The sequence below is a fragment of the Pilosibacter fragilis genome (assembly GCF_032490495.1).
Lineage (GTDB): Bacteria > Bacillota > Clostridia > Lachnospirales > Lachnospiraceae > Pilosibacter > Pilosibacter fragilis.
The window spans coordinates 247668-271066 of sequence record NZ_JAVYJB010000005.1 but is presented as its reverse complement, the minus strand read 5'-3'; the positions used below and the strand labels follow the sequence as shown (position 1 = coordinate 271066).

At 48.6% G+C, this 23399-nt stretch carries 21 protein-coding genes, 5 tRNA genes and 1 pseudogene; 6 read left to right on the top strand and 21 right to left on the bottom strand.

Translation table 11 applies throughout. The features are described from left to right. Positions 1-102 (top strand): annotated as a pseudogene (locus ABCW45_RS07020) (Type 1 glutamine amidotransferase-like domain-containing protein); the annotation flags it as partial. Between the two features lie 371 nt (positions 103-473). On the opposite strand, the gene tyrS reads toward ABCW45_RS07020, so the two are convergent. Beyond that, positions 474-1697: a tyrosine--tRNA ligase gene (gene tyrS, locus ABCW45_RS07015; protein WP_015553064.1), complete on the bottom strand. Its 1224-nt coding sequence runs from the start codon at positions 1695-1697 to the stop codon at positions 474-476. Positions 1698-2402: 705 nt separating this feature from the next. On the opposite strand from tyrS, the gene uraA reads away from it, so the two are divergent. Beyond that, entirely contained in the window at positions 2403-3656 is a 1254-nt protein-coding gene (uraA, locus tag ABCW45_RS07010; RefSeq protein WP_215704709.1) for a uracil permease, read from the top strand. Positions 3657-3983: 327 nt separating this feature from the next. Continuing rightward, a complete protein-coding gene (locus ABCW45_RS07005; RefSeq protein WP_118531088.1) occupies positions 3984-5246 on the top strand; it encodes a M20/M25/M40 family metallo-hydrolase in 1263 nt (420 codons plus the stop codon). A gap of 136 nt (positions 5247-5382) precedes the next feature. Here ABCW45_RS07005 and atpC read toward each other — a convergent pair whose 3' ends face one another. From atpC to ABCW45_RS06945, 12 genes are all read right to left on the bottom strand, one after another. After that, positions 5383-5787 carry an ATP synthase F1 subunit epsilon gene (gene atpC, locus ABCW45_RS07000; protein ID WP_117513781.1) on the bottom strand — a complete coding sequence of 135 codons (405 nt, stop codon included), beginning with the start codon at positions 5785-5787 and terminating at the stop codon, positions 5383-5385. Between the two features lie 11 nt (positions 5788-5798). Continuing rightward, positions 5799-7190, bottom strand: coding sequence for a F0F1 ATP synthase subunit beta (gene atpD, locus ABCW45_RS06995; RefSeq protein ID WP_021904594.1), 1392 nt, complete (start codon positions 7188-7190; stop codon positions 5799-5801). Between the two features lie 162 nt (positions 7191-7352). Then, complete coding sequence (gene atpG, locus ABCW45_RS06990) at positions 7353-8228, bottom strand: ATP synthase F1 subunit gamma (protein WP_343220533.1); 876 nt, start codon at positions 8226-8228, stop codon at positions 7353-7355. A 15-nt stretch (positions 8229-8243) separates the two neighbouring features. Beyond that, positions 8244-9746 (bottom strand): F0F1 ATP synthase subunit alpha, encoded by a 1503-nt coding sequence (gene atpA / locus ABCW45_RS06985; RefSeq protein ID WP_021904592.1) that lies wholly within the window; start codon positions 9744-9746, stop codon positions 8244-8246. A 98-nt stretch (positions 9747-9844) separates the two neighbouring features. Next, positions 9845-10393 (bottom strand): ATP synthase F1 subunit delta, encoded by a 549-nt coding sequence (atpH, locus tag ABCW45_RS06980; RefSeq protein ID WP_015553055.1) that lies wholly within the window; start codon positions 10391-10393, stop codon positions 9845-9847. Further along, positions 10381-10896: a F0F1 ATP synthase subunit B gene (atpF, locus tag ABCW45_RS06975; protein WP_021904590.1), complete on the bottom strand. Its 516-nt coding sequence runs from the start codon at positions 10894-10896 to the stop codon at positions 10381-10383. Before atpF ends, atpH begins: the two co-directional genes overlap by 13 nt. Positions 10897-10965: 69 nt before the next feature. Further along, positions 10966-11220: an ATP synthase F0 subunit C gene (gene atpE / locus ABCW45_RS06970; protein ID WP_015553054.1), complete on the bottom strand. Its 255-nt coding sequence runs from the start codon at positions 11218-11220 to the stop codon at positions 10966-10968. 113 nt (positions 11221-11333) lie between these two features. Then, positions 11334-12026 (bottom strand): F0F1 ATP synthase subunit A, encoded by a 693-nt coding sequence (atpB, locus tag ABCW45_RS06965; protein ID WP_015553053.1) that lies wholly within the window; start codon positions 12024-12026, stop codon positions 11334-11336. 89 nt (positions 12027-12115) lie between these two features. Then, positions 12116-12502, bottom strand: coding sequence for a hypothetical protein (locus tag ABCW45_RS06960; RefSeq protein ID WP_215704707.1), 387 nt, complete (start codon positions 12500-12502; stop codon positions 12116-12118). A 116-nt stretch (positions 12503-12618) separates the two neighbouring features. Next, a complete protein-coding gene (locus ABCW45_RS06955; protein ID WP_117513775.1) occupies positions 12619-12927 on the bottom strand; it encodes an AtpZ/AtpI family protein in 309 nt (102 codons plus the stop codon). A gap of 307 nt (positions 12928-13234) precedes the next feature. Then, positions 13235-13855 carry a hypothetical protein gene (locus ABCW45_RS06950; RefSeq protein ID WP_343220532.1) on the bottom strand — a complete coding sequence of 207 codons (621 nt, stop codon included), beginning with the start codon at positions 13853-13855 and terminating at the stop codon, positions 13235-13237. A 917-nt stretch (positions 13856-14772) separates the two neighbouring features. Then, positions 14773-15879: a M20/M25/M40 family metallo-hydrolase gene (locus tag ABCW45_RS06945; protein WP_021904586.1), complete on the bottom strand. Its 1107-nt coding sequence runs from the start codon at positions 15877-15879 to the stop codon at positions 14773-14775. A gap of 396 nt (positions 15880-16275) precedes the next feature. Between ABCW45_RS06945 and ABCW45_RS06940 the strand changes: the two genes are divergently transcribed. After that, positions 16276-17820, top strand: coding sequence for an AbgT family transporter (locus tag ABCW45_RS06940; protein WP_343220531.1), 1545 nt, complete (start codon positions 16276-16278; stop codon positions 17818-17820). Positions 17821-17903: 83 nt separating this feature from the next. On the opposite strand, the gene ABCW45_RS06935 is transcribed toward ABCW45_RS06940, so the two are convergent. Further along, positions 17904-18530 carry a nuclease-related domain-containing protein gene (locus tag ABCW45_RS06935; RefSeq protein WP_117503115.1) on the bottom strand — a complete coding sequence of 209 codons (627 nt, stop codon included), beginning with the start codon at positions 18528-18530 and terminating at the stop codon, positions 17904-17906. 382 nt (positions 18531-18912) lie between these two features. Between ABCW45_RS06935 and ABCW45_RS06930 the strand changes: the two genes are divergently transcribed. Then, positions 18913-20451 (top strand): AbgT family transporter, encoded by a 1539-nt coding sequence (locus tag ABCW45_RS06930; protein WP_015553046.1) that lies wholly within the window; start codon positions 18913-18915, stop codon positions 20449-20451. 142 nt (positions 20452-20593) lie between these two features. Here ABCW45_RS06930 and ABCW45_RS06925 read toward each other — a convergent pair whose 3' ends face one another. Continuing rightward, the gene (locus ABCW45_RS06925) at positions 20594-21118 is read right to left on the bottom strand and encodes a C-GCAxxG-C-C family protein (protein ID WP_015553045.1); all 525 of its coding nucleotides are present in this window, start codon (positions 21116-21118) and stop codon (positions 20594-20596) included. 148 nt (positions 21119-21266) lie between these two features. Between ABCW45_RS06925 and ABCW45_RS06920 the strand changes: the two genes are divergently transcribed. Further along, positions 21267-21338: transfer RNA gene (locus ABCW45_RS06920), tRNA-Gln, on the top strand. Between the two features lie 199 nt (positions 21339-21537). On the opposite strand, the gene ABCW45_RS06915 is transcribed toward ABCW45_RS06920, so the two are convergent. The 6 genes from ABCW45_RS06915 to ABCW45_RS06890 all read right to left on the bottom strand — a co-directional run bounded on the left by ABCW45_RS06915 (position 21538) and on the right by ABCW45_RS06890 (position 23393). Beyond that, positions 21538-21611, bottom strand: a tRNA-His gene (locus tag ABCW45_RS06915). A 36-nt stretch (positions 21612-21647) separates the two neighbouring features. Continuing rightward, positions 21648-21721 (bottom strand) — tRNA-Arg (locus ABCW45_RS06910). Between the two features lie 23 nt (positions 21722-21744). After that, positions 21745-21815: transfer RNA gene (locus tag ABCW45_RS06905), tRNA-Gly, on the bottom strand. A gap of 90 nt (positions 21816-21905) precedes the next feature. Then, positions 21906-21980 (bottom strand) — tRNA-Pro (locus ABCW45_RS06900). A 282-nt stretch (positions 21981-22262) separates the two neighbouring features. Next, a complete protein-coding gene (locus ABCW45_RS06895) occupies positions 22263-22787 on the bottom strand; it encodes a metallophosphoesterase family protein (RefSeq protein ID WP_015553044.1) in 525 nt (174 codons plus the stop codon). A gap of 3 nt (positions 22788-22790) precedes the next feature. Further along, on the bottom strand, positions 22791-23393 hold the full coding sequence (locus tag ABCW45_RS06890; protein WP_343220530.1) for an XTP/dITP diphosphatase: 603 nt from the start codon (positions 23391-23393) through the stop codon (positions 22791-22793). Positions 23394-23399 lie beyond the last annotated feature (6 nt).

Below are 23399 nucleotides of genomic sequence, written 5' to 3'. Positions count from 1 at the left end.
AAAATAATGACTGAGTTTTCGGATTTGAATCTATGCCCAATTAACAACCGTCAGGGAATTGTAATTGATGGTGAAGATTCAAAGGTTATTTGCAAAGACTAATTTGAAAATTCCAGTTTGTCAATTACAAGTGACATTGAAAGAGTCAGCCCATTCAAGGTGCTGGCTCTTTCAAAAATTCCATTCTAATAAATTGCATGATAACTTAGAGTAAAAATGAATACCCATTAGCCGGAAATGAATAGAAAATGAATAAAAGTGTGGTGTTTCGTATAATTATGAGTTAGTATGCATCAGACACACTTTTGTAAAAAGGGAGTTTTTTTATTTAACGTTACAGTACACGGGCACTCCATGCCCGCGCACTGTAACAGGATTTTGCCGATGCTTCGCATTCCGAATCGGCAAAATCCGCGGTCATGACGGTATCATACGGAATTTTCAGTTCAGAAAATTCCTCCCATGAAAAGTAACTATTTGACTACAACGCGTCTGAAGTTCTTCTTACCGCGCTTTACAACGATTCCTTCACCGGAAAGCTGCTCTTTCGTGTATACAGCCTTAATATCCTTCACGATCTCACCGTCTACGGAAACGCCGCCCTGCTCTACGTTTCTTCTCGCCTCAGAACGTGACGCGCAGAGGCCGGATTTCTGTACGATGGAAAGGAGGTCGATCGAACCATCAGAAAGATCTGCGTCGGAAAGTTCTGCTGTCGGCATTTCTGCCGCAGCGCCGCCTGCGAATAATGCACGTGCGCTCTCCTGTGCTTTCTTTGCTTCCTCCTCGCCGTGAACAAGGCTTGTAAGCTCGTATGCAAGGATCTCCTTCGCCTGATTTAACTGGCTGCCTTCCCATTTGTCCATCTCATCGATCTGCTCAAGCGGAAGGAATGTGAGCATGCGCAGGCACTTTAATACGTCTGCGTCACCGACGTTTCTCCAGTACTGGTAGAACTCAAACGGAGTTGTCTTATTCGGATCAAGCCATACAGCGCCGGACTGGGTCTTACCCATCTTCTTGCCCTCAGAGTTTAAGAGCAGTGTGATCGTCATTGCATGAGCGTCCTTGCCGAGTTTTCTTCTGATCAGCTCTGTACCACCGAGCATGTTGCTCCACTGGTCATCTCCGCCGAACTGCATGTTGCAGCCATATCTCTGGAACAGCTCGTAGAAGTCGTAGCTCTGCATTAACATGTAGTTGAACTCTAAGAAGCTTAAGCCTTTCTCCATTCTCTGCTTGTAGCACTCCGCGCGGAGCATGTTGTTGACGGAAAAGTGCGGTCCGATCTCTCTTAAGAAATCAATGTAATTTAAGTTCATAAGCCATTCAGCGTTGTTTACCATCATGGCTTTTCCTTCGGAGAAGTCGATGAAACGGCTCATCTGCTTCTTAAAGCAGTCACAGTTGTGCTGAATTGTCTCAACCGTCATCATAGTTCTCATATCGGTACGTCCGGACGGATCTCCGACCATTCCGGTGCCGCCGCCGATCAGCGCGATCGGCTTGTTTCCAGCCATCTGTAAACGTTTCATTAAGCAGAGTGCCATGAAATGTCCAACATGAAGGCTGTCCGCAGTCGGGTCAAAGCCGATATAGAATACGGCCCTTCCCTCGTTTACCATTTTACGGATCTCTTCTTCGTTTGTGACCTGCGCGATTAATCCACGGGCCTGTAACTCTTCGTAAACTCCCATTTTGTTTACTCCTTTTCTGTAATTTTCTGCGGATGTTCGTTTCTTCCGCCTGTGTTGGTCTTTATATGAAGACCTGCTATCCGGACGAAGCGTTCTTTCTCCTGCTGCCTGACTCTTTCAGTCTCAGTCCAGTCCGGCAACTCCGGCACTGAACATTCTCATTGCAGGTACAAAAAAGCCCCGTCCCTTGTTTCCCAAAAGGACGAGGCATACGCTCGTGTTACCACCTGATGTTCCCGAAACGCTCACACGCTCCGGCTCATGGAGTCCTCATCATAAAAGACCCCGGCATTTCTAACGGGTGCCAGTTCCGTCACAGCCTACTCACATTCTCCGGATATCTCCGTTCACGCTTTCGGTGTGCAGCTCCGGGATGTATTCAGAAAAAGAAGTCCGCGCGCCTCTCATCCACCGGCAGCTTTCTGTGCGGAGCAGGTCATTTCCCTACTTGTTCCCTTCATCGCTTTTCCATTATATACCGCATGCTTTAACGCGGCTATATGGGTCATTATATGGAGATTCCAAAGCTTTGTCAAGAGCGGAAGCCCAGAAATTCGTTAACTTCATATCCTTTCCTGCAATTTCCCCCTGATTTTTTCTGGACAAATAACAGGAATGTGATAGAATAGAAAAAATGCCTGAAACCGGGAACGTCCGGCGCAGGAGCAAGTACTAAAAAACCAATTATTCTCAAGGAGGTCCCGTATGGAAAGCCATAAGATCATTCAGGTGGACGAAAAGGTTCCCTTTAACCTTCTGATCCCCCTGAGCATCCAGCACATGTTCGCCATGTTCGGCGCATCTGTTCTCGTTCCGTTCTTATTCGGAATTAATCCAGCCATCGTTCTTTTCATGAACGGTGTCGGCACCCTCATGTTTATCTTTATCACAAAGGGAAAAGCTCCCGCCTATCTCGGTTCCAGCTTCGCGTTTCTCGCTCCTGCCGGTATCGTGATCGCAAAATTCGGATATGAATATGCCCTCGGCGGATTCGTTGCCGTCGGTTTCGTCGGATGTATCCTCGCATTCATCATTTATAAGATCGGATATAAATGGATCGACGTCGTTCTCCCGCCTGCTGCCATGGGGCCGGTCGTAGCCCTGATCGGATTGGAGCTCTCTTCCAGCGCGGCAAGCAATGCGGGACTCTTAGACGAGACCATTGATCCGAAGAATCTGATCGTGTTCCTCGTGACACTTGGCTTTGCCGTTTTCGGTTCTGTCCTGTTCCGGGGATTTTTATCTGTTATCCCGATCCTGATCGCCGTGATTGCCGGATATGTCGCTGCCGTTGCATGTGGGATCGTTGATTTCTCTGCGGTTGCCGCTGCCCCGATCTTTGCGATCCCGAACTTCACCGCTCCAAAATTTAATATGGAAGCGATCATGATCATCATGCCGGTCATCCTTGTCATCACCTCCGAACATATCGGACATCAGGTCGTAACAAGTAAGATCGTCGGCCGCGACCTCTTAAAGGATCCGGGACTTCACCGCAGCATCTTTGGTGACAACTTCTCCACCATGGTATCCGGTCTCATCGGCTCCGTACCGACGACCACCTACGGTGAGAACATCGGTGTCATGGCTGTCACAAAGGTTTACAGTGTGCAGGTCATCGCCGGAGCGGCTGTGATCTCCATCATCTGTTCCTTCATCGGCAAATTATCGACCCTGATCCAGACGATCCCGGGTCCGGTCATCGGCGGAATCTCCTTCCTGCTCTACGGTATGATCGGAACCTCCGGTCTCCGCATTCTGGTCGACTCAAAAGTCGACTACGGAAAAAACAGGAATCAGGCCCTGACCGCTGTGATCTTCGTAACCGGTCTCTCCGGGATCAAGGTGAATTTCGGCAATGTGCAGCTCACAGGTATGGTCCTTGCATGTGTTGTCGGTATGATCTTAAGCCTGATCTTCTATATTTTTGATAAGATGAAGCTTACAAATGATCAGTAAAAGTAACTAAGTGTAACCATCTGGAATAAAACGTAAACTTGCAGGTTCTGCTCCGGTATGCGGTTCATCTCCGCTATCGTTTCAGAACCTGCTTTTTATTTTTTCTACAGCCTGTCCCGCACACATTTCCCCGTCCTTTTTATTTTTTACTCCCGGCTCATTCAAACCGATACTTTTTTTCTGCCCTCTTTTCCCTTTTGTTATCTGACGATATTTCCTATATAAACTATACTTACAGAATTATTAGTTTTCTCTGTTTTATTTACAAATTTTCTTTTTCGCGCTATGATATTTCTATCATATACAAATCGAAAGGATGGTTCCCACATGAAAGAAGCGATTCAGACACTTATAACGTCCGACAAGATGGCTCACGCCTTCGAATACCTGAAACAGGATGAAGCGCACACCATCGACCAGCAGATCGAGCTTGTTCAGATCTCCTCCTTCAGCCCATTTGAGGAGAAGCGCGCGATCCGTTTTAAAGAGCTTCTGACCGAGGCAGGTCTCGATCCGGTGATGGACGAGGTCCACAACGTGTACGCCCATATCCATGGAACCGGAAACGGTCCGACTCTCTATGTCTCCGCTCATCTGGACACTGTATTCCCGCCGGAAACTCCGCTCCCGGTGAAACGCGAAGGAACAAAGATCTACGCACCCGGAATCGGCGATGATACCCGCGGACTGGCTGAGATCCTTACGCTGGCAAGAGCCATCAAAGAATCCGGCTTAAAACCGGTCGGAGATATCATTATCGGCGGCAACGTCGGTGAGGAAGGTCTCGGAGACCTCCGCGGCATGCGCCACTTCTTCTCGAAAAACGCTGATAAGGTTGACGGTTTTATCTCCGTTGACGGTGCAGGCTGCCTGATCTGCCACGGCGGCACCGGAAGCCACCGCTACGAGGTAACCTTCCGCGGACCGGGGGGACATTCCTTCGGCGCCTTCGGTCTTGTAAACCCGATCTTTGCCATGGGCCGCGCCATCTCCTATATCTCTGAGCTCCGCACCCCGAGAGAACCGAAGACTACCTTCTCCGTCGGTGTCGTAAACGGCGGAACCTCCATCAATGCCATCGCGTATGAGTGTTCCATGCTTGTCGATATCCGTTCCAACGGCTTAAAGGAGCTTGAAGAGCTTGATGCAAAGCTTCAGGAGTGCATCAAACGTGCAGTTGAGGATGAAAATAACCGTTGGGAAACCGAGCGTTCCTACGAAGAATCTAAGGACAGCTTCGATCACAACGGACGTATCACAGTGGATGTAAAACAGATCGGAAACCGTCCGGCAGGAAGCCAGCCGAAGGACTGTGAGATCGTGAGCGCCACAGCCTCTGCGTTCCAGGCATGCGGCGAAGATGTAGAATTCGAAAGCGCAGGAAGTACCGATGCAAATATCCCGATCAGCCTCGGAATCCCTGCGATCTGCGTCGGCGGAGGCGGAAAAGGCGGTGCCTGCCATTCCGTTGACGAGTGGTACGACAGCAAAGACGCCTATAAGGGATCTCAGAGAGTCCTTGCGGCGATCTTCGCGCTTGTGGGACTCGATGGGGTAAGTGAGCCGCTGCTTTCCAGGCGGAAAAAATAAGCTCCGCGCCAAAATACCTTTTGTCTCCAACATCATAAAATAAAACAGCATGCCGGAAAGTCTCCTGTAAGTCCTTCTTACAAGCGTTCTTCCCGACATGCTGTTTTATTTTCCACTGCGTTTCACAGTTCTATCTTTAGTTTCCATCCACCAGCGACAGTCTCACCAGCGCCCGCTTCAAAGCGGCTTCAGCGCGGTCAATATCGGTCTGTGGATTCTTTTCCGCCAGACGTCTCTCTGCGCGGATCCTGGCTTCATTGGCTCTCTTGCCATCGATGTTTTCCGGCCACTCGCAGGATTCCGCGAGGATCGTTACCTTCTCCGGCAGGATCTGTAAAAATCCGGAAAGCAGCGCCGCTTTTTTCACGCCGTCTGCCCCGTGGATCTTAAGAACGCCCGGTGCAACCGCGACGACCATCGGGATATGCTTCGGATAGATTCCGGCTTCCCCGTCTGCCGTGTTGAGCTCCACCATCGAAACCTCTCCGTCGAAAAACGCCTCATCCGGCGTAACGATCTGAAGTCTCATCATTTCCGCCATGTCCACACCCCCTATTTCACGCGGGCGAGAACATCATCAATATTTCCTGCGTTGAGGAACAGATTCTCCGGAATATCGTCATGTTTGCCTTCGAGGATCTCCTTGAAGCCCTGGATCGTCTCGGAAAGCGGAACATAGCGGCCTTCCAGACCGGTAAACTGTCCGGCTACGAAGAACGGCTGGGATAAGAATCTCTGGATCTTTCTCGCACGGGATACGGTAAGCTTATCTTCCTCGGAAAGCTCATCCATACCGAGCATTGCGATAATATCCTGAAGTTCTTTATATCTCTGCAGCACTTCCTGTACGCCGCGGGCAACCTTATAATGCTCCTCACCAACAATACGCGGATCAAGGATACGGGACGTAGACTCAAGCGGATCTACAGCCGGATAAATACCAAGCTCTACGATGGAACGGCTGAGTACGGTCGTCGCGTCCAGATGGGTAAAGGTATTTGCCGGAGCCGGGTCTGTTAAGTCATCGGCCGGAACGTAAACTGCCTGCACAGACGTGATGGAACCGTTCTTTGTGGAGGTGATCCGCTCCTGGAGGGCACCCATCTCTGTCTGTAAAGTCGGCTGGTAACCTACGGCTGACGGCATACGTCCGAGCAGCGCTGATACCTCGGAACCAGCCTGACTGAAACGGAAGATATTGTCGATGAATAACAGCACATCTTTTCCGCCTTCGTCACGGAAATATTCTGCCATGGTAAGACCGGTAAGGCCCACACGCATACGGGATCCCGGCGGTTCGTTCATCTGGCCGAACACCATGGTCGTCTTATTGATAACGCCCGAATCGGACATTTCATAGTAAAGGTCATTTCCCTCACGGGTACGCTCACCAACGCCTGTAAATACGGAATATCCACCATGCTCTGTCGCAATATTTCGGATCAGCTCCTGAATCAGGACTGTCTTACCTACACCGGCACCGCCAAACAGACCGATCTTTCCACCTTTCTGGTACGGGCAGAGAAGGTCAACGACCTTGATACCTGTCTCAAGGATCTCTGTCTCTGTGGACTGTTCCTCAAAGCTCGGGGCTTTGCGGTGGATCGGGAGCTTTTTCTCCGTCTTCGGAGCTTCTTTATTGTCGATCGGCTGTCCCAGAACATTGAAAATTCTTCCAAGTGTCTGCTCACCGACCGGCACCATGATCGGTCCGCCGGTCGCTACGGCATCCATGCCGCGGACAAGACCGTCGGTGGGACCGAGAGCGATGCATCTTACCGTATCATCACCGAGATGCTGGGCAACCTCAACCGTGAGGACCCCGCCATCCTTTGTGGTGATCTCAATGGCGTCATTGATCTCAGGCAGCCCGCCCTGGGGAAATTTGATATCCAGAACGGCACTGATGACCTGAGTAATTTTACCAATGTTTTTCTCTGCCATCTCACTTCTCCTTGTCTCTATCATAACTATTCAGCCACTCAGGCCAGCGGTAAAAATCCATTCCAGCACATTATGTTGACTGATTTCTGTCTCCTGTATGCTGTCTTTTACCTCCAGCACCGCAAGTACGCAAGTCTGCCAAATAATTACTCATATTTCTTTTTAACCATCGATGGCATTCGCGCCCGCGATGATCTCTGTCAACTCCTGAGTGATAGATCCCTGACGCGCACGGTTGTACTGCAGCGACAGTTTTTCGATCATCTCTTCCGCGTTGTTCGTCGCCGAATCCATTGCAGTCATTCGCGCGCCGTTCTCACTGGCAACGGCCTCCAAGAATGCCCCGTAGATCAGGCTGCTCACATACTTCGGAATAATTGCATCCAGAACTTCGTCCTCGTCCGGCTCATAGTTCATAATGAGAAGATCCGGCTTTTCTTCTTTTACTTCGCCCTTTGGCCCTGCTGCCGCAAGATCCACCGGCAGAAGCTTTAAGAACGTCGGGATCTGGCTTACGGTATTTTTGAACGCCGTGTACGCCAGATAGATCTCTCCGATCTCATTCTTCTCAAACATGGCTAAAAGCTCTTTTGAGATCTGCTGCGCGTCGGAGTAAAGCGGCTCGTCGATCACATCGGAGTAATCCGCTTTGATCTCATAGCCTTTCCTTGCGAGTCCGTCGCGTCCTTTCCGCCCGATTGCGAAGATGAGGGCGTCCTCTTTCGGGATCCCACTCTCCGTCACGAGACGGATGATGTTGGAGTTATATCCGCCGGCAAGTCCGCGATTGGAAGAAACGACGATAACTGCCTTTTTCGTCGAATCCCCGCTCTTTAAATAGCGGTGCCGGATCCCGGTGGATTTCTTCAGCATCTCCTGGATCGTCTGGTACATCAGATTGAAGTACAATCTCGAATTTTCCGCCTTCGTTCTGGATTTCTGGAGTTTTACAGTGGCAACAAGTTTCATGGCTTTGGTAATCTGCTCGGTACTCTCAATACTGGATTTCCTTCGTTTAATATCTCTCATGGTTGCCATGATACATCACCTGCCTTATCTTGCTGCCTTGCACTCTTCAATAGCTTTTTTCAGCAATTCTTCAGTCTCCGGTGTCATCTGCTTTGCCTCGCGGATGCTTGCCGGAATCTCCGGATACTTTGTATCGATAAACTTAAACAGCTCTTTCTCAAAATCAAGAACCTGATTTGTCGGAATATCGAGGAGATATTTCTTTGTCGCCGCGTAGATAATGATGACCTGATACTCGACCGGCATCGGCTGATACTGCGGCTGCTTTAAAACTTCACGGATGCGTTCGCCCTGGGCAAGCTGTTCCTTTGTGCTGGCGTCAAGCTCGGAACCGAACTGGGCAAAGGAAGCGAGCTCGCGGTACTGGGCAAGCTCCACACGGATCGGGGCAGCGATCTTCTTCATCGCCTTGATCTGTGCCGCGCCGCCAACTCGGGATACAGAAAGACCCGCGTTGATCGCCGGACGGAAACCGGAGTTGAACATCTCGGTCTCTAAGTAGATCTGTCCGTCTGTGATGGAGATGACGTTTGTCGGAATGTAGGCCGATACGTCACCCGCCTGCGTCTCAATGATCGGAAGTGCGGTAAGGGAACCGCCGCCAAGGTCATCGGAAAGTCTGGACGCGCGCTCTAACAGTCTGGAATGCAGATAGAAAACATCGCCCGGATATGCCTCACGTCCCGGCGGTCTCTTAAGAAGCAGGGACAGGGTACGGTACGCCGCCGCATGCTTACTTAAGTCATCGTAAACGACAAGCACATCCTCGCCGTTCTCCATCCACTCTTCACCGATTGCGCAGCCGGAATACGGGGCAATATACTGTAACGGGGCAAGGTCAGAAGCTGTGGATACGACAAGTGTCGTGTAATCCATCGCGCCAAACTCCTCAAGAGTTTTCACGATTGTCGCAACTGTTGATGCTTTCTGTCCAATTGCAACATAAATGCAGTGAACTCCCTGTCCCTTCTGGTTAATAATCGTATCGATCGCGATCGCCGTCTTACCAGTCTGACGGTCGCCGATAATAAGCTCACGCTGTCCGCGTCCGATCGGAACCATGGCATCGATCGCCTTGATACCTGTCTGAAGCGGGGTATCTACGGATTTTCTCTCGATAACACCGTGGGCAACACGCTCGATCTTTCTGAATTTATCCGTAAGGATCGGACCTTTTCCATCGATAGGCTGTCCTAAGGCATTCACGACACGTCCTGTCATGGCATCGCCCACAGGAACCTCAACGACACGTCCTGTCGTCTTTACGGTGTCTCCCTCACTGATGCTTGAGGAATCACCGAGCAGAACCGCTCCGACGTTGTCCTCCTCAAGGTTTAACACCATGCCGTAAACCTCTCCCGGAAATTCCAGAAGTTCTCCCTGCATGGCATTCTCAAGACCGTGGATTCGTGTAATGCCGTCCGCTACCTGGATGACAGTACCCACGTCAGAGACTTCCAGCTTCGTCGAATATCTTTCGATCTGCTCTTTGATGACCGAGCTGATCTCTTCTGGTTTTAAATTCATTTGAGGTCTGCACCTTCTTTCTTTTCCATTTCATCACGTAACTGTTCAGTATTATTTCTGCTGCCGGACTGCTGTTTCCGGTCCCGGATCCGCCGGGATCACGCCAGCTGCAGCTTCATTAAGTCTCTCCGGATCTCACCGAGTCTTGTCCTGATGCTGCTGTCCACCACACGGTCACCGATCCTGATCACGAGTCCGCCGAGGATCGCAGGATCGACGCTATAGGTAACTTCCAGACTCACAAAAGCTGTGGTCTCCAAAAGCTTCGCCTCCGTATGGGCCTTCTGCTCCGCGGAGAGCTCCACCGCGCTTGTGACAGTTACGATACCGATCTTTTTATATTCCTTTACACGATTCACAAAATAGTCGAGGATCTTCGGGAGTTCCTTCTGCCGTCCCTTTTCGATCACGGTCTCAAGAAATCCCATCAGGTCATCGGAAACTCTTCCTTTAAAGATATTTTCCACGACCTTTAACTTCTCTTCTTTTATGATCTGCGGATGGTTCAAAAATTGTACAAGGTCTGCATTCTCCATGAGGATCGTCTGCAGTGACTGTACTTCCTCATATACGGGCGACAGCATATCCCGCTCCATGGCAGCTTCAAACAGCGCGTCGCCGTAGACCTTTGACACTAACTTTGCCATGTGCTCTCACCCATTTCCTTTAAAGTCTCCTCGATCAGGGAATCCTGGATCTTTACATCCATGGAAGCGGCAACCGCCTTCTCTGCCATCAGGGACGCAATGGAAACGATCTCCGTCTTCATGTCCTCAAGCGCTTTCTTCTTCTCCAGCTCGATCTCCCGGTTTGCCCGGTCAACGATGCGGTTTGCTTCCTCTCTCGCTTCCGCTAAGATATCAGCTTCCTGCTTTTTCGCTTTTTTCCTCGCTGCGTCGAGAATTTCCTGCGCCTCTTTGTCGATGGACTTTATTTTATCCTCATACTCTGCTTTCAGCGCGAGCGCATCTTCGCGGCTTGTCTTTGCCGTTTCCAGATCACCCGCGATCCGTTTTCTTCTTTTTTCCAGTACTTCACGCGCCGGATTAAAGAGGAAATACGACATTACAAAGAACAGGATAAAAATATTGATTCCCGTGATCACAATGTCGTTGATCCATTGAGGGTCAAAATTTATTAACCGTTCCAAGGTCTCATCTCGCCTCCTTTACAAACTTCCGCGCATACCCGGAAGTTTTTTCCTGTTCCCATATCCGGATCAACCGAACGGCTTAACGAACATAAGGATAATGGCAACAACAAGACCATAAAGACCGGTCGTCTCGGCAACGGCCTGTCCAAGAAGCATGGTCGATGTAATATCAGATTTCGCGCCCGGGTTGCGGCCGACTGCAGATGCGCCGAAACCAGCGGCGATACCCTGTCCAACACCAGGTCCGATACCGGCGATCATCGCGATACCGGCGCCGATTGCTGAGCAAGCATGGATCAAATCCTGTCCTGTAATATTCATAGATAAAACCTCCTGTAAAAAAATTTTATAGCTGTCATTCGCAGCTACAGGCAAAATCCTTTCCGATCGACTGCGTCGATGGGGTCCTGCCTTCCCTGTTCTGCCCTGCGTTCCTACAGTTTATCATTTACATAGACCATAGTCAGCATGCAGAATACGTATGTCTGGATACATCCGGAAAACAGGTCGCAATACACATGAAGTGCGGCCGGAATACCGATTTTTAATAAGACCGGCATCATTCCGTACCAGAGACCCATGATAATAACTCCGGACAGCATGTTCGCGAACAGACGAAGGGAGATCGAGATCGGATTCGCAAATTCACCGATCAGATTGATCGGGAACAGCACCGGGAGAGGTTGAAACAGTCCCGTAAAGTGTCCGACACCATGATTTTTGATTCCCTGGTACTGTACGATCGCAAACGTGACCAGACCAAGAAGGAACGTAACACCAAAGTCGGCAGTAACCGTTCTCAGGCCGAACAGACCGCTCAGGTTGCAGAACAGAATAAACAGAAAAATCGTTCCGATATAGTTCGCAAACCGGTTCGCTGAACTGCCAAGAATCCCCGTGGTCATATTTTCCAGCATTTCCATACCGAATTCGATGATATTCTGGAATGTTCCAGGTACATCCGTTGCATGTTTTAATGCACGGTTCGCGGCTATCACCAGAATCAGCAGAACGATCGTAACGATCGTCATTCCGACCGTTGTTGTCGTCAGCCAGAGTTCATGACCGAAGAGATGGTATTTCACGATCCCGTGGATCATGAAATCAGCACCACTGCCACCACTCATTCTTTTTCCTCCTTTCCTTAAGACTCATGAAAGACTGCTGTCTGTTCCAAAACAGCAGCGTATAAGGCTCTATCCGTCAAGCCTGAAGCTCAGGCCTTACGGTCGGTTCGTTTCTGAAGTACCGGATACACATAAGCTCCGGTCTTCAATCCCAGTGCGCCGAAAACGACCGCCAGAAGGTTGATCGTCGTAAATTTCCATAAAAGGCACACCAGTATTACCGCGCACAGGCTGCGGATCAGCGAATGGATCACCATCTTTTTGCTGCTGTACGCCCCATCAGCCGATTCCACACAGAGTTCCGTGGATCTCGCGATACTGATGAGCAGTACCTCCGCCGCCGCGGCTCCGATCAGCACTCCGGCGATCACCGGAACGGTTCGGAAAAAAATAAGGCAGATGAGAAGCAAGATCATATTATGGATCAGAATCCCGATGCTCATTCCCACTACCTGCCTCTTTGTCTTATCACTCACGATTGTTCCACCCTTTCAATTACCCTGCCGAGGCTGTCTTCTGCCGGACAGTTCCCTGCTGCTTCATATTCCGCTTTCGTTTACGGGTACCGTCTTCTTTGCCGTCCCTTCGGCCGTCACCGCCATCTTTTGGGACGGTCAGCACCGTCTCCGGTTCCGAAACGGCTCTCCCACTGCTTTACCTGCTCTTTCTTTTCCCTGTCTTCGTCTTCTTTCTCTCTGTCTACGATATGCTTCGCCATCTTATATGCACTCAGGCCGCCCGAAAGAACCCCCAGGATCAGAAAGATCAGAACGGTATGAAGTCCGGTCTTTTTATCGATCCAGCTTCCGAGAAGCACACAGATAAGGACCGGTGTCACAACATTGAGTCCGAACTGGGTGATCAGCACCAGGTTTTCGAGTCCGTTTTTTTTCTGACGCATTTTCTCCCACCTCACTTACCGCGTAACGCATACCGCCATTATACTAAATATTTGCGGATTTGTCCATTTCTACGCATCAACTTTACAGATATTTCATGAATTCTTTTGTCAATAATTTGCTATATTTGGACACAGTTGGATAATTGTCCTAAAATCGTCAAATGGCTTTCCGGGCAAATCCAGATCTGATTCATATTTCTTCTATATTTATATATAGAAAAAAGAGACACAGATACTTCTATGTCCTTTCATTTTTCTTCAGACTTTATTTTCTTATGTAGAGGATCCATCGGTCCGCCCATGATTTTCAGTAATTCATTCCTGTGATCGCAAGTTCTCCGTCCACGGTAATGCCGAGGATGATATTCGGAACACCATCGCCCAGAACGATTCCTGCCATAACCGGTTCAAGGGTATCAACATCCACCTTTCCGATCGCTGCCTCCATCTCATCGGAGAAGATCTCAACCGGGTCCAGTTTCATGAAATCTTCCTTTGTATCCACCATTCCGCCGTTTGTCTTCACACAGGAGATAAACGCCGGAAAATCAATATGGTCCGCGAGGCCTTCCATATCCTTACTCTTCACGATCTCGACAAGCTCCTTTGCGTAAGACTTGTAATCCGTTTTTTCAAGCTTTGCAGCCACCTCACTCTGGAGCTTCGCCAGCTCCTCACCGGAGATCTCCTCCACCTGTACACCTTCAGAGCTCTCATCTGTCTCGAACGCTCCCGGACCTTCCGCCATCTTCGGATCCACATTAGAAAGATCCGGTTTTGTCGTGTCCGCCGCTTTCGTTTCCGCATCGGAAGCTTCTGTCGTTGTCTCTGCTGCGGTTTCCTGTGTCTGTGTATGTTTTGATCCGCATGCGGTCGCCATCACTGCTGTCATGCAGAGCGCCGCCGCCAGTAAAACGTGTTTCTTCATGATTAAAAGTTCCTCCTCTGATCTTATATGTGCTCCCGGATTCTTCTTTTATATGTGCTCCAGGAATCATCTGCTTTTCCGGTTTCTGCCTCGCAGACATCTCCCCGGGTACTCAGGGCATTTTCCGGCGTACAGCCATCTGTTATACTGCATCAGAACTATACCACGGCTCTTTTTTCATGACAATAAACAATTTCTAAAGAAATGGTTATTTTTTCGTTAGAAAATCTCCACTTATTTTATTTTCCTTTTAGAGTTTCTCCATACTTCCGTCACATTCTTCCTGTATACTTTGTATCATAAAAGATACCAATCAGCAAAAACATCACGAAGCGTTTTATAAAAACGAAAGACGAGGCGTGTAGCGCCTGATCAGGTATATATAAAAATGGGGCCGGCAGGCAAATGAAATGCGCGCACATTTATGCCGGACTCGACTAAACATAATTCTCGGATCCACAAGGATCCGGAATTGACATATATTCGATACTCATACATCCCCCTTTTTTAGTATTTGTGTGAAAAAACTCCGGTATGCCAGAACCGGAGTTTTTTCATGTCTGAAAATCAATCGACGTGTCCTCTCACCCGGCACAGGTATTTACGACAATCTGCATCTTCACGCGAATGCGCATCTTAGGGCACGTTAGTGCCTTTTTTATCTGGTCGTTCCATCGTAATCTCCTGTTAAATAAAAAAGAATGTGCCTTGGCACATTCTCGCGCCTCGCGCGGTCGCTTGCGACAGTCTACATCTTCGCGCGAGTGCGCATCTTTGGCACGTCAGTGCCTTTTTATGTAACAGGAAATTCCTCGGAATTTCCTGTTACATAAAAAACAGAGCAGCCCTTTTATCGGCTGCCCTGTAATCTATTTGCCTTCTTTTTATATATTCCGCAAATCTTATTCTATTATTCATTAGTGTGTCATCAGATCCAGAACAAGCTCCGCGCACTTATTGAGGTTCTCGATCTTCAGCGTCTCGCCCGTAGTATGTACCTTCGTCATACCGGTAGAGAGAACGATCGGCTTGATTCCGTGAAGGGCCATTACGTTCGCGTCGCTTCCGCCGCCGCCCTTTGCAGTCATCGGTTCGCAGCCGATGCGCTTGCAGGACTCGAACACTCTCTGTACCATCGGATCGTCGTTCGCAACATTGAAGCTTACATAGTTTGTCTTTAACTCGATCTCAAGCTTTGCGCCCATCTCGTCACAGGCATCCTGTAAACATTTCTGCATATGGGCAGCCTGCGCGTTTAATTTATCGAGGTTGCGGCTTCTCACCTCTGCCACGAACTCAGCCTTTTCCGGAACGATATTGGTTGCGTACTCAGCCTTTAAGGTACCGATATTGCAGGTCGTCTCCTCATCAATACGGAGCAGGTTCATCTTTGCGATTCCCTTTGCCGCTACCTGGATCGCACTGATTCCCTCTTCCGGAGCAAGTCCTGCATGGGAGGAACGTCCGATGATCGTCGCGAAGATCTTGATCTGGCCAGGTCCGCAGGTTAAGATCTTTCCAACATCACCGCTGGCATCGAATACCATTGCCTCTTTGCCTTTGATCATGGACAGATCCATATTTTTAACGCCGTTCATTCCGCCCTCTTCACCGATGGTGAATAAGATCTCTGTGTTGCGGCACGGAAGATTCTGCTCTTTGATCACCTTGACAGCCTCCATGATCGCCGCGATTCCAGACTTGTCATCACCGGAAAGGATCGTAGATCCGTCTGTATGGATAATTCCGTCATCGATCAACGGTTTGATCCCGTTACCCGGAGTCACGGTATCCATGTGCGCACACATAATAGTCGGCTCACCCGGAATCGTTCCCGGAAGATATGCGCATACGTTAAATCCGTTGGATCCGAACCCCTCTCCGGCCTTATCGGTCTTTACTTCCAGACCGAGTGCCTTCAGATCCTCAACTAACTTTTCCCCCATCGCTTTCTCATTCTTTGTCTCGCTGTCGATCATCGCGTAGCCAATGAATGTGTCGAGCAGTCTCTTTTCGTTAATCATCTGCTAACCCCTCCTGTTTTTCCTGCTGCAAAGACCTCTTTTCCGGGCCCTGCATCGCAAATCTTACTCAATCATCTTAACATGGATCTGCCATCTCCGCAAGAAAATACCTCAGCTTTATCCGGTTTCCTGACCGGATCTCTCTGGATCCATTTTGTTTTTGTCTGAATTTTCTAATTTATTCGAATTGCATTAATAATATGAGCTGTAAAAACATTTGACTAAATAAAAAAAGGTGTGGACAGTTATTTACAAAAGATATATAATCGTTTTATAAAAAGTTAATATTTTTCATTCTTAGCAAAGAATTAACTTTTTACTTTATCGGCGAAATTGCTGGAAATCTTCCTGTTTTTTCAGTTATTTCGTACTTTTACTATCACAGGAGGTTTCTGTATGAGCGAAAACACCAATACTGCAACAAAGCAGACCTGGCTCGACAAGGCATTGACCGTAGTCGAAAACGTATGTAACAAACTTCCCGATCCGGTAATCCTGTTCTGCTGGCTCTTCCTTTTCACAGCGATTATCGGTACGATCGCAACGATCAGCGGAGTCAGCCTTATCAACCCGGCATCCGGAGAGACCGTTGTTTCCCAGAACTTCTTCTCGGCAGACGGACTTGACTGGTTCCTTAATAATATGGTAAAGAACTTTACTGGTTTCGCACCGCTTGGTCTGGTAATCACCATGACACTCGGTATCGGTCTCTGTGAGGAGTCCGGACTGATAATGTCCCTCTTAAAGGGATGTCTGAGCGATGTTCCTCCGGCTCTTATTCCGTACCTCATCGCATTCGTCGGTACGATTGGAAATATTGCTTCCGATACCGCAAACATCATCGTTCCTCCGCTTGCTGCACTCCTCTATATCGGTGCAGGAAAACATCCGGTCGTTGGTATGATCTGTGGATACGCAGGCGCGAACGCCGGCTTTACCGCAAACTTGATGGTTGCCGGTACCGACTCCCTGCTTCAGGGGCTTACAAACGATGCAATCAAGGGCTTTTTACCGGATACAACTTTCCAGGTAGATGTTACCTGTAACTGGTTCTTCATGATTGCTTCTACATTCCTCTGCTCGATCGTGATCGGTTTTGTTTGTACAAAGGTTGTAGAGCCGCGTTTCGGAAAATACGAAGGCAATACTGATGAAAAGATTGAAAAGCTGACAAGCGAAGAAAGCAAAGGACTCCGTGCCGCTGCAATCACAGCCATCGTGTATATCATTCTCCTCGTAATCGGCTTCTTTACCGGTCCGTTAGCCGCTGAGAACGGTGCCTTCGTTGGATCTCCGCTCTTAAAGGGTCTGATCCCGATCCTGTTTGTATTCTTCTCCGTTTGTGCGATCGCATATGGCTTCGCTTCCGGTAAATTCAAAAAATCCGGCGACATCAGTAAAGCAATGAACAAGCAGATGGCAGCAATGGGCTCCTACGTTTCCTTCTGTTTCTTCTGTGGACAGTTCCAGGGCTTATTCAACTGGACAAAGCTTGGTACACTCCTTGCGATCGGCGGTGCTGATCTTATTCAGTCCGCAGGCTTCACAGGTATCCCGTTATTCATCTGCTTTATCTTCGTTGTAACCTGTGTAAACATTTTCATGTCCTCCGGTTCCGCAAAATGGGCGATCTTCGCACCGATCTTCGTTCCGATGTTCATGCTCCTTGGCTACCATCCGGGCTTTACACAGTTACTTTACAGACTTGGCGATTCCCCGACAAACGCAGTTACTCCGATGTCTGCGTATATCTGGATGATTCTTGCAACCGCACAGACAAAGTACATGAAGGATATAAAGATCGGTACTCTTATTTCCAACCTTCTTCCGATCGCTGTTATCCTTGAAGTGATCTGGGTGATCTTCTTCATCATCTGGTATCTCATCGGTCTTCCGATCGGACCGGGTGTTGGTTCCACTCTTCCGGTTGGTATCCTTTAAAACTTTCGGCAGTACATAACAGATTTGTCAAAAAACGGGCAACTCCATTCCGGAACTGCCCGTTTTATTCATCTTCCGTTTTCCTATTTTGCAAGTTCTTTTATAATAGAAGAAACCTTATCGTAATCGTACTGGACTTCTTTTACACCCGACTGTTTTTTATACCAGCTCTTTAATTCCTGATACGTTGTGGAGAAAGAACCATATCCGAGATACAGCTCCGGAGTCTGGAAGTTGTCCGCGAATACGACCATCGGCATCACCTTCAGGCTCTGAACTCCGTTTTCTTCCATCACCTTTGTGATCTCCGCCGCGCCTTTTTTCAGCTCCAGAAGCGGATTTTCAAACTCCTCTTTTCTCTTTGCGTCCTCTCTCCGCCACATTGCTCCGTCCGGAGTTCCGTATATCTTAATTCCCCAGCCGTAAGTTCTTACAAGGTAAACGCCTCTCTTATCCATAAGGACCACATCAAACGTCATTTTTCCTTCCGGCAGATTTAAAGTCGCGTTCTTTAAAACCTCACCGGGCTTTCCGCAGATCTTCTTCAGCCGTCCGGAAACCTTTTCCACTGCCTTCTCGTGGTTCCGCTGTTTGTTCATGTGTTTCGCGATCAGCCAGAACACCAGCACACCGGCCAGTATGTAGGCAAAGAACATAAAGTAGTCCTGCGCCGAATGAAGTTTCCATGTCTGAAAGTTTCCACCAAACATATTATATCCTCCCAGGTATTCAATTAACCGCACATTGGCACTTGCTGCCACTGACAGTCTTTTTTGAATCCGTCAGGCAGGATTCCTTTATTATCTGTCATCACGTTTCATGCACGATACTTTATCTTAACATGAAACCACTATAAACGCAATAATCTTCTCATAATCGCCATTTCCTGATTTGTGCATTTTTACCAAATATTTATCATTCCATTTGGCGAAATCTCCGGCTTTTTTTTCAGTTTTCTAATCTAAAAATAAAAATTATAAACACTTTATAAAAAACATATAGCTTTTTTGAACCATTTATAGTATAATATCCATGCAAGCGGGATCTCGGGGGTTTAGGTCCCGTAAATTAAGTTTACAGGAGGTTTTTCAAATGAGTGAAAACACTACCGCTAAGAAAACCGGCGTGGACAAACTGATTGATGGTATCGAAAAAGTTTGTAACAAATTGCCGCCGCCAGCGATTCTGTTCTGCTGGCTCTTCCTTATCACAGCCATCATCGGCTGCATCTTCAGTGTAATGGGCGTTGCCCTTACAAACCCGGCTTCCGGAGAGGTCGTAACATCTGCGAACCTGTTCTCCAAAGACGGCGTTGACTGGATCTTAGGCAACATGGTAAAGAACTTCACAGGCTTCGCTCCGTTAGGTCTGGTTATCACCATGACACTCGGTATTGGTCTCTGTGAGGAGTCCGGAATGCTGATCTCCATGCTGAACAGTTCCTTAAAGAACGTTCCTGCAGCTATGATCCCGTACGTAATCGCATTCGTTGGTACCGTTGGTAACATCGCTTCCGATACCGCTATGGTCGTTATCCCGCCGATGGCTGCCATCGTTTACATGGGCGTAGGCAAGCACCCGGTAGTTGGTATGATGGTTGGTTACGCAGGTGCTCAGGCCGGTTTCACAGCAAACCTGATGGTTGCCGGTACTGATACTCTGTTACAGGGTCTTACAAACGATGCGATCAAGGCATTCATCCCGGATACAACATTCCAGGTTGACCCGACCTGTAACTGGTTCTTCATGATCTTCTCCACCTTCCTCTGTGCAGCAGTTATCGGATTCTGTTCCGTACATATGATCGAGCCGCGTTTCGGAAAATACGAGGGTGCCGGAGAAGCAAAACTTGAAGAAGTTACTCCGCAGCAGAAGAAAGGTCTTAATGCTGCAGCTCTTACCGCGATCATCTACATCATCATCATTGCAATCGGATTCTTCACCGGTCTTCTTTCCGGCGAGAACGGTGCGTTTATCGGATCCCCGCTCTTAAAGGGCCTGATCCCGATCCTGTTCGTTCTGTTCTGCCTCTGCGGTCTTGCATACGGCTTCACTGCAGGCACATTCAAGAACGCTGTTGATGTCAACAAGGCAATGTCAAAGCAGATGGCCGGTATGGGTTCCTACGTTCTGTTCTGCTTCTTCTGTGGACAGTTCCAGGGCTTATTCAACTGGACAAAGCTTGGTACACTCCTTGCGATCGCAGGTGCTGACGGACTCGAGGCTGCTGGCTTCACAGGCATTCCGCTCTGTGTAGCTTTCATCCTTCTCTGCTCCTTCGTCAACATCTTCGTATCCTCCGGTTCCGCGAAGTGGGCTATTTTCGCTCCGATCTTCGTTCCGATGTTCATGCTCCTCGGTTATCATCCGGGCTTCACACAGTTACTTTACAGAATTGGTGACTCCCCGTTCAACTGCTGGACACCGATGTCCGCATATATCTGGATGATCTTAAGTGTTGCTCAGACAAAGTACGTTCCGGATCTCAAGATCGGTACTCTGATCTCCAATATGATCCCGATGTCCATCGTTCTTCAGATCGCATGGATCATCGTAGTTGTTATCTGGATGATGATCGGACTTCCGTTCGGACCGGGCGTAGGCGTTGCTCTTCCGGCTGGAATCCTCTAATTCAGAGTATAGCAGCTTACAAAGCTTATTGTGTAAAATATAACGGCAGAATGACCCGTCGCTTTTGCGGCGGGTCATTTTTTGTTGCCATAATGATACCTCAGAGATGAGTTCTTTTCTTCTCAAGATCGGAAATTCAATTCTATTTCTGTAGTTCTTCCAAGTGTCTCTCCAGAATATCCGCTGCACAGGCTGCAAGCTCTGCACATGGGCGCTTTTTATAGTAGCTCTCCGTTCTCGCCTCCGGAACCGGAGTTGTATCCGAATTGATCCCCGATAAAAGTTCCCTGCAGATATAGCTGCCGTTCTCGTCTTTAAACGTCGTTACAAGCTTCTGAATCCTTTTATAGTGATCCTGCTTCTCCGCCGCCGCTTTCGGGTCTGTATAGCCTTCCAGAGCCCCACAGACCAGTGCCATTCCGCTGACACAGCCACATACCTCCCGAAGTCTTCCGAGGCCGCCGCCAAACGAGGACGCCAGGCCTGCCGCCATCTCTCTGCTGATTCCGCGCGTCTCCAGTTCATCCGCAAACGCCAGTGTCACCGCCTGAGAGCAGTTGTAACCTTCCCGGAACAATTCTCTCGCCAGCTCACCTCTCGATTTTAAACAGACTGATCCGTTTTTTTCTGTGTTTTCCACAACCTTTGCTGTTTTTTCCTCTGTCATTGCTATATTCCTTTCCTGTCAAACCATAGTTACAGTTCTGCCATGCGCTTTCTCATCCAGATCAGCATATGGCAAACCAGATGGCAAGTTGCCAATCCTCTGCTTGTTTTTTTTTCAGTCTTATGATAGAATACTAATGTTATGGCAATGGGCCATCGCCAAGCGGTAAGGCACAGGACTTTGACTCCTGCACTCGAGGGTTCGAATCCCGCTGGCCCAGCGGAAAAAGGCTGAATTTCTATTATGGAAATTCAGCTTTCTTCATTTTCGTTGAGTTCATTTTCTATTTCCTGAATCATCTTCAGAATGCTTTCCCGACAATGTTCCACCGCATCCGCGCACACGTCCAGATCTTCCTTCAAATCTAACCTTTCATAAAATACAAAAAAGCCCCGGGAACTGCTTCCCAGGGAAATACGGGTGGATACAGGGATTCGAACCCTGGGCCTCCAGAGCCACAATCTGGCGCGCTAACCAGCTGCGCTATACCCACCATAATATAAAATTCGAAATCACACTTGATTTCAAATGAGCCTGAAGGGATTCGAACCCCCGACCCACGGCTTAGAAGGCCGTTGCTCTATCCAACTGAGCTACAGACTCATTATGCTTTTTCGCAAAAGCAAAGCGGGTGATGGGAATCGAACCCACGTATCCAGCTTGGAAGGCTGGTGTTCTACCATTGAACTACACCCGCAGGAAAATTTTTCTTTTTTCGCTGACCATTAGATTATATCTCACATCCACTCATTTGTCAACAAGTTTTTTATCTTTTTTTCGATAAAAATCGGGGTGACAGGATTCGAACCTGCGACTTCCTGGTCCCAAACCAGGCGCTCTAGCCAAGCTGAGCCACACCCCGGGGATTTCGCAAAGCATTTAAAAACAAAAGTTCACTAAATGCGTTTAAAATTATACCGTAGATAGGTTGGATTGTCAACCACTTTTTTTATTTATTCGAGGCTTTATTCGAGGCTGAATCCTCCACTATCTCTGTTCCGGCGGCATTTCTTCTACAATTGGCTGCATACGCACTTTCTGCGCAGGCAGCTATCTGATTTCATACAAAAAGCAGTTCCGAACTTATTCTTCGAAAACTGCTTTCTGATTTTATCTGTTTTGTGCCAATTATTTCCGGTCCCGCCTAGTAAAGTCCCGACGGAATATCCCTGTCCTGATCCACATAACAGACCGTATAATGTGCCTCACCGTTCCGATCAAGCTCCATCAGCATGTAGGACGGCTTTCTTCCGTCCTGTCTCGGATAGGAGAGACTTCCCGGGTTCAATACAACAAGCCCGTCCTCACAGTACTCCAGATGCGGCTTGTGGGTATGTCCGAACATGACGATATCGGCTTTTCTGGCTCTCGCCTCTTCCTTGATCGTCTCCAGCTCGAAAGATACGCCGTACATATGGCCATGGGTCAGAAATGCCCGGTATTTTCCGATCGAGATCTCCTTCTCCCTGTCTGTCTGGGAGAAGAAGTCATTATTTCCGCGCACCACGCGGATCACGCAGTTATCATTATTTACCCATTCCTTAAAATATGCCTCGCTGCCCTCGGTATCGCCCAGGTGGATCAGCATATCGAACGGGGACTGTTTCTCAATAATTTCCCTGAGATTTCCATCTCTTCTGTGGGTATCGCTCACGATCAGAATTTTCATACTTTATTCTCCGATCTCTTCTGCAAGACGTTTCTTCATCGCCCGAAGCGCTTTTCCGCGGTGACTGATGGCATTCTTCTCATCCATGGTGATCTCCGCCGATGTCTTTCCGTACTCCGGCAGCATCAGGATCGGGTCATAGCCGAATCCGCCTGCGCCAGCCGGTTCATGGGCGATCACACCCTCCATGGTTCCCTCCGCTGTCAGGGTTCTTCCATCCGGGAGAACTGCCGCGATCACGCAGACGAAACGCGCCGTGCGCTTTTTCTCCGGAACACCATCAAGGCGGTGGATCAGGTTCCAGTTTTTAATTTCATAGGAAGTCTTCTCTCCCATGTAGCGCGCGGAGTAAACGCCCGGCTCCCCGTTCAACGCATCGATCACAAGACCGGAGTCATCTGCCAGAACGATCCCGCCTGTCTTCTCCCACACGGCTTTTGCCTTAATTAACGCATTTGCCGCGAATGTATCTCCATCCTCAACAATATCAATATCCACACCGGCTTCCTTCATGGACAGGATCTCCGCCCCGAGGTCTTTTAAAATCTCGCAGATCTCCCGCATTTTTCCGGCATTTGATGTTGCAAAAACAATTTTATGTTCCATGTATCT